The sequence below is a fragment of the Bartonella sp. OD88NMGDW genome (assembly GCF_042193775.1).
Classification (GTDB): Bacteria; Pseudomonadota; Alphaproteobacteria; order Rhizobiales; family Rhizobiaceae; genus Bartonella; species Bartonella grahamii.
The window spans coordinates 68,412-81,369 of record NZ_JBHIMA010000008.1; the positions used below are offsets into that span (position 1 = coordinate 68,412).

25 protein-coding genes and 1 pseudogene are annotated in these 12,958 nt (G+C 41.6%); all 26 read right to left on the bottom strand.

Annotated elements, in window-relative coordinates:
* Window positions 1–78 precede the first annotated feature (78 nt).
* Window positions 79–468 (bottom strand): 30S ribosomal protein S11, encoded by a 390-nt coding sequence (rpsK, locus tag ACFIJR_RS07255; RefSeq protein ID WP_007347762.1) that lies wholly within the window; start codon window positions 466–468, stop codon window positions 79–81.
* Between the two features lie 114 nt (window positions 469–582).
* A complete protein-coding gene (gene rpsM, locus ACFIJR_RS07260) occupies window positions 583–951 on the bottom strand; it encodes a 30S ribosomal protein S13 (protein ID WP_026500557.1) in 369 nt (122 codons plus the stop codon).
* Window positions 952–1,130: 179 nt separating this feature from the next.
* Window positions 1,131–1,709, bottom strand: coding sequence for an adenylate kinase (locus tag ACFIJR_RS07265; RefSeq protein ID WP_015856570.1), 579 nt, complete (start codon window positions 1,707–1,709; stop codon window positions 1,131–1,133).
* The gene (gene secY, locus ACFIJR_RS07270; protein WP_375653896.1) at window positions 1,706–3,052 is read right to left on the bottom strand and encodes a preprotein translocase subunit SecY; all 1,347 of its coding nucleotides are present in this window, start codon (window positions 3,050–3,052) and stop codon (window positions 1,706–1,708) included. Before secY ends, ACFIJR_RS07265 begins: the two co-directional genes overlap by 4 nt.
* 161 nt (window positions 3,053–3,213) lie before the next feature.
* The gene (rplO, locus tag ACFIJR_RS07275; protein ID WP_015856572.1) at window positions 3,214–3,681 is read right to left on the bottom strand and encodes a 50S ribosomal protein L15; all 468 of its coding nucleotides are present in this window, start codon (window positions 3,679–3,681) and stop codon (window positions 3,214–3,216) included.
* Window positions 3,682–3,701: 20 nt separating this feature from the next.
* Window positions 3,702–3,908 (bottom strand): 50S ribosomal protein L30, encoded by a 207-nt coding sequence (gene rpmD / locus ACFIJR_RS07280; protein ID WP_015856573.1) that lies wholly within the window; start codon window positions 3,906–3,908, stop codon window positions 3,702–3,704.
* Window positions 3,909–3,939: 31 nt separating this feature from the next.
* Entirely contained in the window at window positions 3,940–4,488 is a 549-nt protein-coding gene (rpsE, locus tag ACFIJR_RS07285; protein ID WP_015856574.1) for a 30S ribosomal protein S5, read from the bottom strand.
* Between the two features lie 111 nt (window positions 4,489–4,599).
* Complete coding sequence (rplR, locus tag ACFIJR_RS07290; RefSeq protein WP_015856575.1) at window positions 4,600–4,962, bottom strand: 50S ribosomal protein L18; 363 nt, start codon at window positions 4,960–4,962, stop codon at window positions 4,600–4,602.
* A 12-nt stretch (window positions 4,963–4,974) separates the two neighbouring features.
* Window positions 4,975–5,508 carry a 50S ribosomal protein L6 gene (gene rplF, locus ACFIJR_RS07295; protein ID WP_015856576.1) on the bottom strand — a complete coding sequence of 178 codons (534 nt, stop codon included), beginning with the start codon at window positions 5,506–5,508 and terminating at the stop codon, window positions 4,975–4,977.
* Between the two features lie 39 nt (window positions 5,509–5,547).
* Window positions 5,548–5,946 (bottom strand): 30S ribosomal protein S8, encoded by a 399-nt coding sequence (gene rpsH / locus ACFIJR_RS07300; protein WP_375626998.1) that lies wholly within the window; start codon window positions 5,944–5,946, stop codon window positions 5,548–5,550.
* Between the two features lie 14 nt (window positions 5,947–5,960).
* Entirely contained in the window at window positions 5,961–6,266 is a 306-nt protein-coding gene (rpsN, locus tag ACFIJR_RS07305; protein ID WP_005773283.1) for a 30S ribosomal protein S14, read from the bottom strand.
* Window positions 6,267–6,290: 24 nt separating this feature from the next.
* Window positions 6,291–6,848: a 50S ribosomal protein L5 gene (gene rplE, locus ACFIJR_RS07310; protein ID WP_015856578.1), complete on the bottom strand. Its 558-nt coding sequence runs from the start codon at window positions 6,846–6,848 to the stop codon at window positions 6,291–6,293.
* Entirely contained in the window at window positions 6,841–7,155 is a 315-nt protein-coding gene (gene rplX / locus ACFIJR_RS07315) for a 50S ribosomal protein L24 (protein ID WP_015856579.1), read from the bottom strand. Before rplX ends, rplE begins: the two co-directional genes overlap by 8 nt.
* A gap of 12 nt (window positions 7,156–7,167) precedes the next feature.
* Window positions 7,168–7,536 carry a 50S ribosomal protein L14 gene (rplN, locus tag ACFIJR_RS07320; RefSeq protein WP_004855715.1) on the bottom strand — a complete coding sequence of 123 codons (369 nt, stop codon included), beginning with the start codon at window positions 7,534–7,536 and terminating at the stop codon, window positions 7,168–7,170.
* A 144-nt stretch (window positions 7,537–7,680) separates the two neighbouring features.
* Window positions 7,681–7,920, bottom strand: coding sequence for a 30S ribosomal protein S17 (rpsQ, locus tag ACFIJR_RS07325; protein WP_012231991.1), 240 nt, complete (start codon window positions 7,918–7,920; stop codon window positions 7,681–7,683).
* Between the two features lie 11 nt (window positions 7,921–7,931).
* On the bottom strand, window positions 7,932–8,132 hold the full coding sequence (gene rpmC / locus ACFIJR_RS07330; RefSeq protein WP_273788260.1) for a 50S ribosomal protein L29: 201 nt from the start codon (window positions 8,130–8,132) through the stop codon (window positions 7,932–7,934).
* A gap of 12 nt (window positions 8,133–8,144) precedes the next feature.
* Window positions 8,145–8,558 carry a 50S ribosomal protein L16 gene (gene rplP, locus ACFIJR_RS07335; RefSeq protein ID WP_015856581.1) on the bottom strand — a complete coding sequence of 138 codons (414 nt, stop codon included), beginning with the start codon at window positions 8,556–8,558 and terminating at the stop codon, window positions 8,145–8,147.
* A 36-nt stretch (window positions 8,559–8,594) separates the two neighbouring features.
* The gene (rpsC, locus tag ACFIJR_RS07340) at window positions 8,595–9,305 is read right to left on the bottom strand and encodes a 30S ribosomal protein S3 (protein WP_015856582.1); all 711 of its coding nucleotides are present in this window, start codon (window positions 9,303–9,305) and stop codon (window positions 8,595–8,597) included.
* On the bottom strand, window positions 9,305–9,694 hold the full coding sequence (rplV, locus tag ACFIJR_RS07345) for a 50S ribosomal protein L22 (protein WP_208439680.1): 390 nt from the start codon (window positions 9,692–9,694) through the stop codon (window positions 9,305–9,307). Before rplV ends, rpsC begins: the two co-directional genes overlap by 1 nt.
* Window positions 9,695–9,696: 2 nt before the next feature.
* Window positions 9,697–9,975, bottom strand: coding sequence for a 30S ribosomal protein S19 (gene rpsS / locus ACFIJR_RS07350; RefSeq protein ID WP_004855734.1), 279 nt, complete (start codon window positions 9,973–9,975; stop codon window positions 9,697–9,699).
* Window positions 9,976–9,990: 15 nt separating this feature from the next.
* Window positions 9,991–10,824, bottom strand: coding sequence for a 50S ribosomal protein L2 (rplB, locus tag ACFIJR_RS07355; protein WP_273788259.1), 834 nt, complete (start codon window positions 10,822–10,824; stop codon window positions 9,991–9,993).
* 21 nt (window positions 10,825–10,845) lie between these two features.
* Complete coding sequence (locus ACFIJR_RS07360) at window positions 10,846–11,139, bottom strand: 50S ribosomal protein L23 (RefSeq protein ID WP_375653897.1); 294 nt, start codon at window positions 11,137–11,139, stop codon at window positions 10,846–10,848.
* On the bottom strand, window positions 11,136–11,756 hold the full coding sequence (gene rplD / locus ACFIJR_RS07365) for a 50S ribosomal protein L4 (protein WP_015856586.1): 621 nt from the start codon (window positions 11,754–11,756) through the stop codon (window positions 11,136–11,138). The genes ACFIJR_RS07360 and rplD overlap by 4 nt, the downstream gene beginning before the upstream one ends.
* 2 nt (window positions 11,757–11,758) lie before the next feature.
* On the bottom strand, window positions 11,759–12,496 hold the full coding sequence (gene rplC / locus ACFIJR_RS07370) for a 50S ribosomal protein L3 (RefSeq protein ID WP_015856587.1): 738 nt from the start codon (window positions 12,494–12,496) through the stop codon (window positions 11,759–11,761).
* Window positions 12,497–12,523: 27 nt separating this feature from the next.
* Complete coding sequence (rpsJ, locus tag ACFIJR_RS07375; protein WP_005773267.1) at window positions 12,524–12,832, bottom strand: 30S ribosomal protein S10; 309 nt, start codon at window positions 12,830–12,832, stop codon at window positions 12,524–12,526.
* Window positions 12,833–12,893: 61 nt separating this feature from the next.
* Window positions 12,894–12,958 (bottom strand): annotated as a pseudogene (locus tag ACFIJR_RS07380) (elongation factor Tu); the annotation flags it as partial.

Genomic DNA, 12,958 nt, shown 5'->3' on the forward strand with positions numbered 1-12,958 from the left:
TTTAGTTCCGTTACCATTCAATCGTAACGACCAATGTGAACATCAGAGAAATCTCCGACAACAAAAAACAACACCCAATTAAACACGCCGCCTTTTCCGCGGACGACATCCATTATGAGGAATTGGTGTTACATCACGAATAGAAGTAATGACAAAACCAACAGATTGCAATGCACGTAGAGCAGATTCACGCCCTGATCCAGGTCCACAAACTTCAACTTCCAAAGAACGCATACCATGCTCTTGCGCTTTTCTTGCACAATCCTCCGCAGCAACTTGAGCAGCAAAAGGTGTCGATTTACGCGCACCTTTAAACCCTTGGGCCCCCGCAGATGACCAAGCAATTGCATTACCCTGAGCATCAGTAATAGTAATCATTGTGTTATTAAATGTTGAATTAATATGCACAACACCCGATGAAATATTTTTACGTTCGCGACGACGAACACGTGTGGCTTCCTTGGCCATAATTTCCCTTTCAACGATCTCATCACTGCCGTAACATCAGCAGCTCCACCTTCTTTTCCTTGTCAAAAAAATCAAACAAGAAACAGAATATATAAAAACCTTCCAAAAAGGCTCTTATTTCTTTTTACCGGCAATTGCCTTAGCTGGTCCTTTACGCGTACGGGCATTTGTATGTGTACGCTGCCCTCGGACAGGCAAAGACCGGCGATGACGCAATCCTCGATAACAACCAAGGTCCATCAAACGCTTAACATTCATAGCAACCTCACGACGAAGATCACCTTCAACTTGATAGCCTTGATCTATCGCCTCACGAATCTGCAGCACCTCAGCATCTGAAAGCTCATGCACACGACGCCCCAAGGGAATGCCAACTCTTTCAATAATTTCTTGAGCAAATTTTGGTCCAATCCCGTGGATATATTGAAGCGCAATAATTACACGCTTATTTGTCGGGATATTGACGCCAGCAATACGAGCCACGCCTACTCTCCTTAGTTATTTTGACAAATTGTTATAAAATACCTGATATACCTTACAGAAAAAAATAGACTCAGAAAAAAATTCTTCCGAATCCTATTATTTCACTAAAATAAATTAAATTCGTTTGTGATAGATTTCATCTCAAAAGTCAACTCTTTTCATTTATTTCTAAAAAAATCTTATGAAAGAAAACCTCTAATCATGCGTGTCACTTCAGTAATACCAATCATTCCATCAATGACCTTCAACATTCCCCTCTCTGAATAAAATTTTGATAAGGGAGCGGTTTTTTCACGATATTCTACTAATCTTTTTGCAAAAGCAACAGGATTGTCATCTAAACGAACCTGTCCACCAGCCGCTATTGTTTCCTCAACGCGCTTCTTCATACGTTCAATCAACACGTCTTCATCAACACACAACTCAATAACAGCATCAAGCCGCATATTTTTTGACTGCAAAATCTGCTGTAACGCTTCTGCCTGCCCCACAGTTCGAGGATATCCATCCAAAACAAAACCGTTTACACAATCAGTTTCATCAATCCTATCTGATACGATTTGGTTAACAATATTATCAGGAACCAAAGCACCAGAACTTATAATAGCTTTAGCTTTTTTACCAATCTCTGTTTCTTTGGCAATCACCTCACGCAACATATCCCCTGTTGATAAATGAGGAATGTTATATTCCTCGGTCAACATTTTTGCTTGCGTACCTTTTCCTGCTCCAGGAGGACCTAAAAGAATAACTCTCATCGATTCCTTCTACCTCCACGAAGTTTTGATTTTTTTATCAACCCTTCATATTGGTGGGCAACAAGATACCCCTGAATTTGAGCAACCGTATCAAGCGTAACAGTAACAACAATCAACAAGGATGTTCCCCCAAGATAAAAAGGAACCTGCAATGCAGATATCATAAATTCAGGTAACAAACAAACCAAGATAATATAAACAGCGCCCACAACAGTAATACGCGTCAAAACGTAATCAATATATTCGGCTGTACGCTCACCTGGACGAATCCCTGGAATAAAACCAGAATGTTTTTTCAACTGATCTGCAGTATCACTTGGATTAAACACAATAGCTGTATAAAAAAAGCAAAAAAACGCCATTAAAAATGCATAAACAATCATATAAAGTGGCTGTCCATGACCAAGAGCATAAGAAATCGCCTGAACCCATTGTGGCATTTTATCAGAAAAATTATTAATAGTGGCAGGTAATAATAATAAAGATGAAGCAAAAATAGGTGGAATAACACCAGCAGTATTCAACTTTAAAGGAAGATGCGACATATCTCCTTGAAACATTTGATTCCCAACCTGACGTTTCGGATACTGGATAAGAATTCGCCGTTGCGCACGCTCTATAAAAACAATAAGCCCAATAACCAAAACAGCAATAAGAACGATTCCTATTAAAAGAAAAGTTGATAAATCAGCCTGACTATGAGCTGTCAAAAGCTGAGAAAAAGTAGAAGGAAAGTTGGCTACAATCCCTGTAAAAATGATAAGAGAAACCCCATTACCAACACCACGTGACGTAATTTGCTCGCCAAGCCACATGAGAAACATCGTTCCGCCAACAAGGGTAATAACAGAAGAAATACGAAACATAAGACCTGGTTCTAAAACAATTTGAAGCCCCGTCCCTATACCGCTTTCAAGCGCAATCGCAATACCAAAAGCTTGTAGAATTGCCAATACTACTGTTACATAACGCGTATACTGATTGATAATCTTACGACCTAATTCCCCTTCTTTTTTAAGAGTTTCCAAAGAAGGAATAATAGATGTTAACAATTGCACAATAATAGATGCCGATATATAAGGCATGATACCCAGCGCAAAAATAGCCATACGCCCAACGGCACCCCCAGCAAACATATTAAAGAGTCCTAATACACCCGACGCATGATGTTCAAATGTTTGCCGTAAAGCATCGATATTAATACCTGGAAGAGAGATGTAAGTGCCAAAGCGATATACAAGAAGCGCTGCCAGAGTAAACCAGATGCGTTTCTTTAATTCAGTTGCACGAGAAAAGGTACCGAAGTTTATATTGGAAGCAAATTGCTCTGCTGCTGATGCCATAAAACGTCTCCACTTCACTACTCCAGTTCTTTAAATCACGGAAGTATAACCCTAAAATTCATATATACATACACAAATAAATGCAGAACTTAAAAAATTCCCCACAAAAGATCCCGCAGAACAGATGTAACTCTTCTTTAGGTCTCTACTCATATAAAAAATTATTGAGCAATATCAGGAAAAATAACCTGACCACCCACTTTTTCAATCTTAACACGAGCAGCTTGTGAAGCACCAGAAACATGAAAGGTAATCTTAGCCTTCAAATCACCATCAGAAAGAAGACGAACCCCATCTTTTTCACGACGAATAATACCAGCTTCTTTCAAAGCAATCATATCAACAGGCTTTTCAATATTCAACTTACCTGCATCAACTGCCAACTGAATACGTCCTAGTGAAACTTCATTGTAGGTTTTAGCAAAGAAATTTCTAAATCCACGTTTTGGCAAACGACGATAGATAGGCATTTGCCCACCTTCAAAACCATTAAGGGAAACACCAGAACGCGACTTTTGCCCTTTTACACCACGACCACCAGTCTTACCCGTACCGGATCCAATACCACGCCCAACACGCTTACGATTTTTTGTTGCGCCTTCACAATCACGCAGTTCATTGAGTTTCATATCTAATACTCCCGCAACCCTTAACCTTCATCTATAACGCGAACAAGATGCCGAACCTGAGCAATCATACCCCGCACACAAAGTGTATCATCTAAAACGCGCCGACGACGCATTTTATTTAGTCCAAGCCCCTTTAAGGTTGCACGCTGAATCTGTGAGTTTCGAATAGGGCTTCCAATTTGCTCAACCGTGATAGTTTTACCACTCTGAGATTTTTTCTGAACCATTTTCTAATTCCTTTTCTGATAATCTCAGAAACTATCCTTCTAGGTCAACTAAATGGCGACGACGCGCCTGCAAAGTCGAATATTTTATACCACGCTGAGCAGCAATATCTCTAGGATGCATTTGATGTTTCAATGCATCAAATGTTGCACGAACCATGTTATAAGGATTAGACGATCCCAATGATTTTGCAACGACATCCTGCATACCAAGAGCTTCAAAAATAGCACGCATCGGTCCCCCAGCAATAATACCAGTACCAGCAGAAGCCGAACGTAGCAAAACACGCCCAGCTCCATGACGCCCTTCAAGATCATGGTGCAATGTACGTCCAGACCGAAGCGGAACATAAATCATCCCACGTTTTGCAGATTCCGTTGCTTTACGAACGGCTTCTGGAACTTCACGGGCTTTACCATGTCCAAAACCTACACGTCCTTTTTGATCTCCAACGACAACAAGAGCAGCAAAACCAAAACGCCGACCACCCTTTACAACTTTAGCAACACGATTGATATGAACTAGCCTATCGACAAACTCATTATCGCGTTCTTCTCTCTCACCACGTTCTTTTTGTGCCATTCCTCATTCCTTTTTCTTTTCCGGAAGCACGATAACAAAGTCCCTCATCAAACTGGAAGAACTTAAACGAAATAATCTAAACTCTCCTTACTCACTCACAAATAAGAAATTTTAGAAATTCAAACCACCTTCACGAGCAGCTTCAGCTAAAGCCTTGACTCGACCATGATACACATACGCTCCACGATCAAAAACCACTTCATTAACACCCGCTTGCTTCGCACGCTCAGCAATTAACTTACCAACAGCAAAAGCTGCTTTTTTATCAGCACCACTCTTTAACGACTTTTTTAAATCACTTTCAAGAGTAGAGGCTGAAACAAGTGTACATCCCCGCAAATCATCGATAACTTGAGCATAAATGTTCTGATTTGAACGATAAACACTAAGCCGAGGACGATCATGAGAAACCATTTTAATTCTACGACGAACACGCCTTGCACGACGTTGGATAATGTCCTTAGATGAAACCATAATACAAAATCCTTATTTCTTTTTACCTTCTTTACGGAAGATACGTTCATCTGCATGCTTAACACCTTTACCTTTATAAGGCTCAGGTCTACGATACTCACGAATCTCCGCTGCAACTTGTCCAACTTGCTGTTTATCAATTCCAGAAACAACAATTTCTGTCGGCTTAGGAACAGTTACAGTAACACCCGATGGAACTTTATAAACCACATCATGGGAAAATCCTAGAGATAGTTGGACATCCTTACCCTGCAAAGCAGCACGATAACCAACCCCATTAATCTCCAACCTCTTTTCAAAACCATCTTTCACACCACAAAAAATGTTCTCAATCATTGAGCGCGACATACCCCATTTAGAACGCGCATCTTTTGACTGATCCCGCGGCATAACTGATATGATATTTTCCTCAAACTTGACTAAGACTTCATCATTGACGACGTAGCTCAGCTCACCTTTTGGACCTTTTGCCTTAACCAGCTGACCTTCAACAGTAGCAGTAACTCCAGAAGGAATTGAAATGGGTTTCTTTCCAATACGAGACATTGTTCTAACCTACTTTTTCTTCCGTTTTCTTGACATAACTTAGAAAACACGACAAAGGAGTTCTCCACCAACATTCTGTTCACGCGCCTCATGATCTGCCATGACGCCTTTAGGAGTCGATAAAATCGAAATACCAAGACCATTTGCCACCTGTGGAAGTGACTTAGCAGAAACATACACACGACGACCTGGCTTTGATACACGTGAAATCTCACGAATAGCAGCCAGCCCTTCAAAATACTTCAATTCGATTTCAATTTCAGCTTTCCCATCACCCAAATCAATTTGATTATATCCACGAATATAACCTTCCGACTGAAGAACATCAAGAACGTGCACACGAAGCTTCGAAGCTGGAGTAACTACTTTACCTTTTTTACGACCAAGTGCATTACGAATACGTGTTAACATATCACCAAGAGGATCTGACATAGACATTAAATAATCTCCTCTTACCAACTAGACTTTACAATACCAGGAATATGGCCAATAGAGCCAAGCTCACGCAACGCAATTCGCGACATTTTTAATTTACGATAATAAGCCCGCGGACGACCTGAAACCTCACAGCGATTACGAATACGAACTTTCGAAGAATTACGTGGCAACTCTGCCAACTGAACAGAAGCTTTAAAACGTTCTTCAAGAGAAACCTTCTGATCCATAACTATTGCTTTCAAACGTGCACGACGGGCAGCATAACGCTTTACCATCACCTCACGACGCTTATTTTTTTCAACGGCACTTACTTTGGCCATACTTTCACCTCACTATGTCTGCCGTTACGAACGAAAAGGAAAATTAAAAGCACGCAATAACTCACGAGCTTCATCATCCGTTTTTGCTGTCGTACAAACAATAATATCCATGCCCCAAATTTGATCAACTTTATCATAGTTGATTTCTGGAAACACAATGTGTTCTTTAATACCCATAGCAAAATTGCCACGACCATCAAAACTCTTTGGATTCAAACCACGAAAGTCACGAACCCGTGGAAGAGCAATCGTAACAAGACGATCTAAAAACTCAAACATACGATCTTTACGCAATGTAACTTTAGCCCCAAGAGGCATTCCTTCACGAACCTTAAAGGTCGCAATAGAATTACGCGCACGTGTAACAACAGCCTTCTGACCTGTTATTAGCCCTAAATCCTCAGCAGCAAGAGAAGGCTTCTTCGAATCAGCAGTTGCTTCACCTATCCCCATATTTATTACAATTTTATCAATCCGCGGAATTTGCATCGCATTTCTGTAATTAAACTTCTCTTGAAGCGCTTTACGAATCACTTCAAAATAATGCGCTTTCATACGCGGTATTTGTCTTTCCTCAGCCATTAATCAACTCTCCCGAACGCTTGGCAAAACGCACTTTATTACCATCTGCATTCATACGAAAGCCTACACGTGTAGGCTTACCATCTTTAGGATCAGCAATCGCCAAATTAGACAGATGAATCGGAGCTTCTTTAGAAATAATTCCAGCTTCTTGCTTCTGCGTTTGACGTTGATGACGTTTAATCATATTAATCCCACGAACAAAAGCCTTATTCTCTTTTGGACTAACCTTAATTACTTCACCACTACATCCTTTATCCTTACCGGATAAAACAACAACTTTATCACCTTTTCGAATCTTCTGCATAACATTTACTCCTTACAGAACTTCAGGAGCGAGCGAGATGATCTTCATATGATTCCTACCACGCAATTCGCGGGGAACAGGTCCAAAGATACGAGTACCGATCGGCTCTTTTTTATTATCCACTAAAACCGCAGCATTACTATCAAAACGAATGACACTACCATCTGCGCGACGAATATCCTTAGCAGTACGAACCACAACAGCTTTCATAACATCACCTTTTTTAACACGGCCACGAGGAATAGCATCCTTAACCGAAACAACAATAATGTCACCGACCGAAGCATATTTCCGCTTTGAACCGCCTAACACCTTGATGCACATGACACGACGAGCACCAGAATTATCAGCAACGTCGAGGTTTGTTTGCATCTGAATCATGACTGGCCACCTTCTCTTAACACATATATCCGATTGTACCTTTTATACACTCGGATTTGCCTGCCAAATAACGATAAAGTCATCGCCTTTAAATTTATCAATGATAAAAACACTGTTAAATTCTAAAACAATAAACTTAACTCATTACGCTACATTGTCTTTTACAACAATCCAACATTTATCTTTCGAAATTGGTCTAGATTCTTGAATAGAAACTTGATCCCCAATCTTGAATTGGTTGTTTTCGTCATGCGCTTTATAATTTTTAGACTGCCGAACAGTCTTCTTAAGAAGCGGATGAGAATAACGGCGCTCAACTTTGACAACAACAGTCTTATCACTTTTGTCGCTAATAACAACACCCTGCAAAACGCGTTTAGGCATCTCTCATTTCCTTAAACCTTACTTTCACTTACCTTTTGACGAAGAAAAGTTTTAATACGCGCAATATCACGACGAACCTGTCTAACACGCGCAGTCTTTTCTAATTGACCTGTTGCTTTTTGAAAACGCAAATTGAATTGCTCTTTCTTTAACTTAGCCAATTCATCTTTCATTTGGTCGAGCGTTTGCGCCCGTAATTCTGTGGCTTTCATCGCTTAACCTCATTATTCAGCAATACGCTGGATGAAACGCGTTTTTATAGGCAACTTTGCAGCACCCAATCTTAGTGCTTCACGTGCAACATCCTCAGGAACTCCATCAAGCTCAAACATGATGCGTCCAGGAGCAACACGTGCAGCCCAATAATCGACACTTCCCTTACCTTTACCCATACGAACTTCAGTCGGCTTAGATGTAACCGGAAGATCTGGAAAAATGCGAATCCACACACGACCAGAACGCTTCATATAACGCGTAATCGCACGGCGCGCCGCTTCAATTTGACGAGCAGTAATCCGCTCCGGCTCAACAGCCTTCAAACCGTAGGCACCGAAATTCAAATCCGTACCACCCTTCGCAACACCGTGAATACGGCCCTTGAACTGTTTACGGAACTTTGTGCGCTTTGGCTGCAACATTGTTCTCTACTCCAAATTTTAGTTCAATCTCAAAAACTAAGCATTTTCACGGCGACGATTCGATGAAGAACCAGATTGATCAACTTCCGTAGCACGACGTTCTGAAGCCATCGGATCATGCTCAAGAATCTCACCCTTAAAGACCCAAACTTTAATACCACAAATACCATAAGCAGTCTTAGCTTCTGCTGTACCGTAATCAACATCAGAACGCAAGGTATGAAGTGGAACACGACCTTCACGATACCATTCCATACGAGCAATTTCAGCACCACCAAGACGGCCAGAACAATTGATACGAATACCTTCCGCACCAAGACGCATAGCAGACTGAACAGCACGCTTCATTGCACGACGAAAAGCAACACGACGCTCTAACTGTTGAGCAATTGATTGCGCAATAATCGTAGCATCAATCTCCGGTTTACGAATCTCCACAATATTTAATGAAGTTTCAGCATCCGTCATTTCCGAGAGCTTACGACGAAGCTTTTCGATATCAGCACCCTTTTTACCAATAATCAAACCAGGACGTGCAGAATGAATCGTAATACGACACTTCTTATGAGGACGCTCAATAACAACCTTCGAAATAGCCGCCTGTTTAAGTTCCTCCAGCACGTATGAACGAATTTTCAAATCTTCATGAAGAAGGCGCCCATATTCACCACTATCAGCATACCAACGAGAATCCCAAGTCCGATTAACACCAAGACGAAGTCCTATTGGATTGATCTTCTGACCCATTACGCGGCCTCCACTTTTTCGGTAACTTCACGAACAATAACAGTAAGATGCGAAAATGGACGTTCAATTCTACTAGCACGCCCTCGACCACGAACATGAAAGCGCTTCATCACTATCGACTTACCAACATAAGCTTCCGCCACAATAAGCGAATCAATATCAAGATCGTGGTTATTCTCTGCATTTGCAATTGCTGATTCAAGCGTTTTTTTCACAGTAGCAGCAATACGCTTGCGTGAAAACATCAAATCAGCGAGTGCTACATTAACTCTTTTACCACGAATCATTGCAGCAACTAAATTAAGCTTCTGCGGACTAACACGAATTGTCCGCGTGACAGCTCTTGCTTCATTATCTCTAAGCTGGCGCGAAACTTTAGCTTTTCCCATTCCTACTTCCTCTTCGCTTTTTTATCGGCACCATGACCATAATAAGTCCGGGTAGGAGCGAACTCACCAAACTTATGTCCAACCATCTCTTCAGAAACAGAAACAGGAATATGCTTATTACCGTTGTAAACACCAAAAGTTAAACCAACAAATTGCGGTAAAATAGTAGAGCGACGACTCCATATTTTTATAACTTCATTGCGCCCACTTGCACGTACCTTCTCTGCTTTACCAAGAAGATAGCCGTCAACAAACGGACCTTTCCACACTGAACGAACCACTTCAGACTACCTTTCTCATTTCTTGCGTTGATGACGCGTACGCATAATAAATTTATCAGTGGCTTTATTGGAGCGCGTACGCTTACCTTTCGTAGGCTTACCCCAAGGAGATACTGGATGGCGCCCCCCCGATGTACGACCTTCACCACCACCGTGCGGATGATCAACAGGGTTCATAGCAACACCACGAACATGTGGACGTTTACCACGCCAACGTGACCGACCTGCCTTACCATCATTAATATTCCCATGATCAGGATTTGAAACAGCACCAACAGTTGCAAAACAGCTACTAGGAACCAAACGCTGTTCACCAGAATTTAAACGAAGAATAGCCATACCATGATCTCGTCCAACCAACTGCGCATAAGTACCCGCTGAACGTGCAATCTGCCCCCCTTTTCCTGGCTTCATCTCAACATTATGAATAATTGTACCTACAGGCATATTAGCAAGAGGCATAGCATTACCTGGTTTAACATCCACATTTAAACCAGCCATAACAGAATCACCAACCGCAAGACGCTGTGGCGCAAGAATATAACTCAATTGCCCGTCCTCATAGCGAATTAAAGCAATAAAAGCAGTACGGTTAGGATCATATTCTAAACGCTCAACCTTTGCTGAAACATCACGTTTAAGACGCTTAAAGTCGACAAACCGATAACTCCGTTTATGTCCACCACCCTGAAAACGAGCAGTAACACGACCGCGATTATTACGTCCACCCTTTGAAGACAAACCTTCAGTCAACATCTTTATAGGCTTTCCCTTATAAAGACAAGAACGTTCCACAATAACAAGCTGACGCTGCCCAGGTGTCGTTGGATTAAATTGCTTAAGTGCCATTATTCCTATCTCCGAGCCTCTTTAAAGACCTGTCGAAACGTCGATAGTCTGACCACCGGCCAGAGTTACGATCGCTTTTTTGACATCACTTTGCCGACCAACTATACCTTTGAAACGCTTCACTTTACCCTTGCGGACTATCGTGTTAACTGCTTTAACTTTTACGCTAAAAAGCGCTTCAATAGCAGCCTTAATCTCAGGCTTCGTCGCTTTCGGCGCGACATTAAAAGCAACTTGATTATATTCAGAAATCATAGTCGACTTTTCAGTAATAACTGGACTAATAATTATATCATAATGGCGAAGATCTGTCATTTAAAACGCTCCTCAAGAGCCTCAACAGCTGCCTTTGATAAAACAAGTTTGCTGCGACGCAAAATATCATAAACATTAATTCCCTGAATAGGCAAAATATCAATATTAGGGATATTAGAGACTGCACGAAAAAAGTTAATATCAATCTCTTTACCACCAATCAAGAGAGCGTTATTAAATCCAAGCTTAGAAAAATGAGAAACAAGCATTTTCGTTTTCGCATCCTTAACAGTCAACTCATCCACAATAATTAAGTCTTTTGCTTTTAATTTTGCAGATAAAGCAAGACGTAACCCAAGAGCACGAATCTTTTTAGGAAGATCATGCGCATGGCTACGAACCACCGGTCCATGTGCCTTACCCCCACCTCTAAACTGCGGTGCACGGGCAGATGAATGTCGAGCACGCCCAGTTCCTTTTTGCTTAAACATTTTTGCCCCTGTTCGTGACACATCAGAACGACCTTGGGATTGATGACTCCCCTGCTGACGGCGTGCAAGCTGCCAGCGAACAACACGTTGCAAAATATCCTCACGTGGAACAAGATCAAAAATAGCTTCAGAAACCTTTAACTTGCCAGCTTCATTACCATCAAGAGTTTTAATTACAAGATCCATTATTAGGCTCCCTCAACTTCAGAGGTTTCCGTCACCGGAGTAACCATTTCCGTTTTCTCCTTCACAAGACGGCGAATACCAGCAGGCTTTGGAGCATTATCAGGAAGACGCTTCTTCACAGCATCCCGTACCAAAATCCAAGAACCTTTAGAACCAGAAACAGCACCACGCACTAAAATTAAACCACGTTCACTATCCGTGGAAATAACTTCAATATTCTGTGTTGTTACACGCACTTGCCCCATATGGCCAGCCATTTTTTTACCTTTAAAAACTTTACCAGGATCTTGGCACTGCCCTGTAGAACCATGAGCACGATGTGTGATCGAATTACCATGGGAAGCACGATGCCCACCAAAGTTATGCCGTTTCATAACACCAGCAAACCCCTTACCAATACTGGTACCAGTCACATCAACTCTCTGTCCTGGAACAAAATGTTCCACTGTAATCTCAGTACCAACATCAAGAAGATTGTCGGGACTCACACGAAACTCTGCTATTTTAGCTTTAGGCTCAACAGAAGCCTTAGCAAAATGTCCACGAAGAGCTTGTGAAGTGTTCTTAACTTTAGCAAAGCCTACACCTAATTGAACAGCAGTATAACCATTCTTTTCAACTGTACGCTGAGCAACGACTTGACAATTCTCCAAACGAAGTACGGTCACCGGCACATGCTCACCAGCATCATTATAAATACGGGTCATGCCCAGCTTCTGTGCTATTACACCTGAACGCATCGGGTCTGTTCCTTCTGTCCTCAAACCTCAGAGCTTAATTTCTACATCCACACCAGCAGAAAGATCGAGCTTCATAAGCGCATCCACTGTTTGCGGCGTTGGATCAACAATATCAAGAAGACGCTTATGTGTTCGCATCTCAAACTGCTCACGACTCTTCTTATCGATATGCGGTCCACGATTGACCGTAAACTTCTCAATCCGCGTCGGAAGCGGAATGGGACCACGGACATTTGCACCGGTACGTTTAGCAGTCGATACAATCTCACGCGTCGACGTATCAAGAATTCTATGATCAAACGCTTTTAAGCGAATGCGAATATTTTGACTGTTCATGCTCTTTATTTCCCTGTTATAGAAAGTGCCTTCAATAATAAAAGCACTCAACAAGCATTATTTATTCAATGATCTTAGAGACGATACCGGCACCAACAGTACGACCACCTTCACGAATAGCAAAAC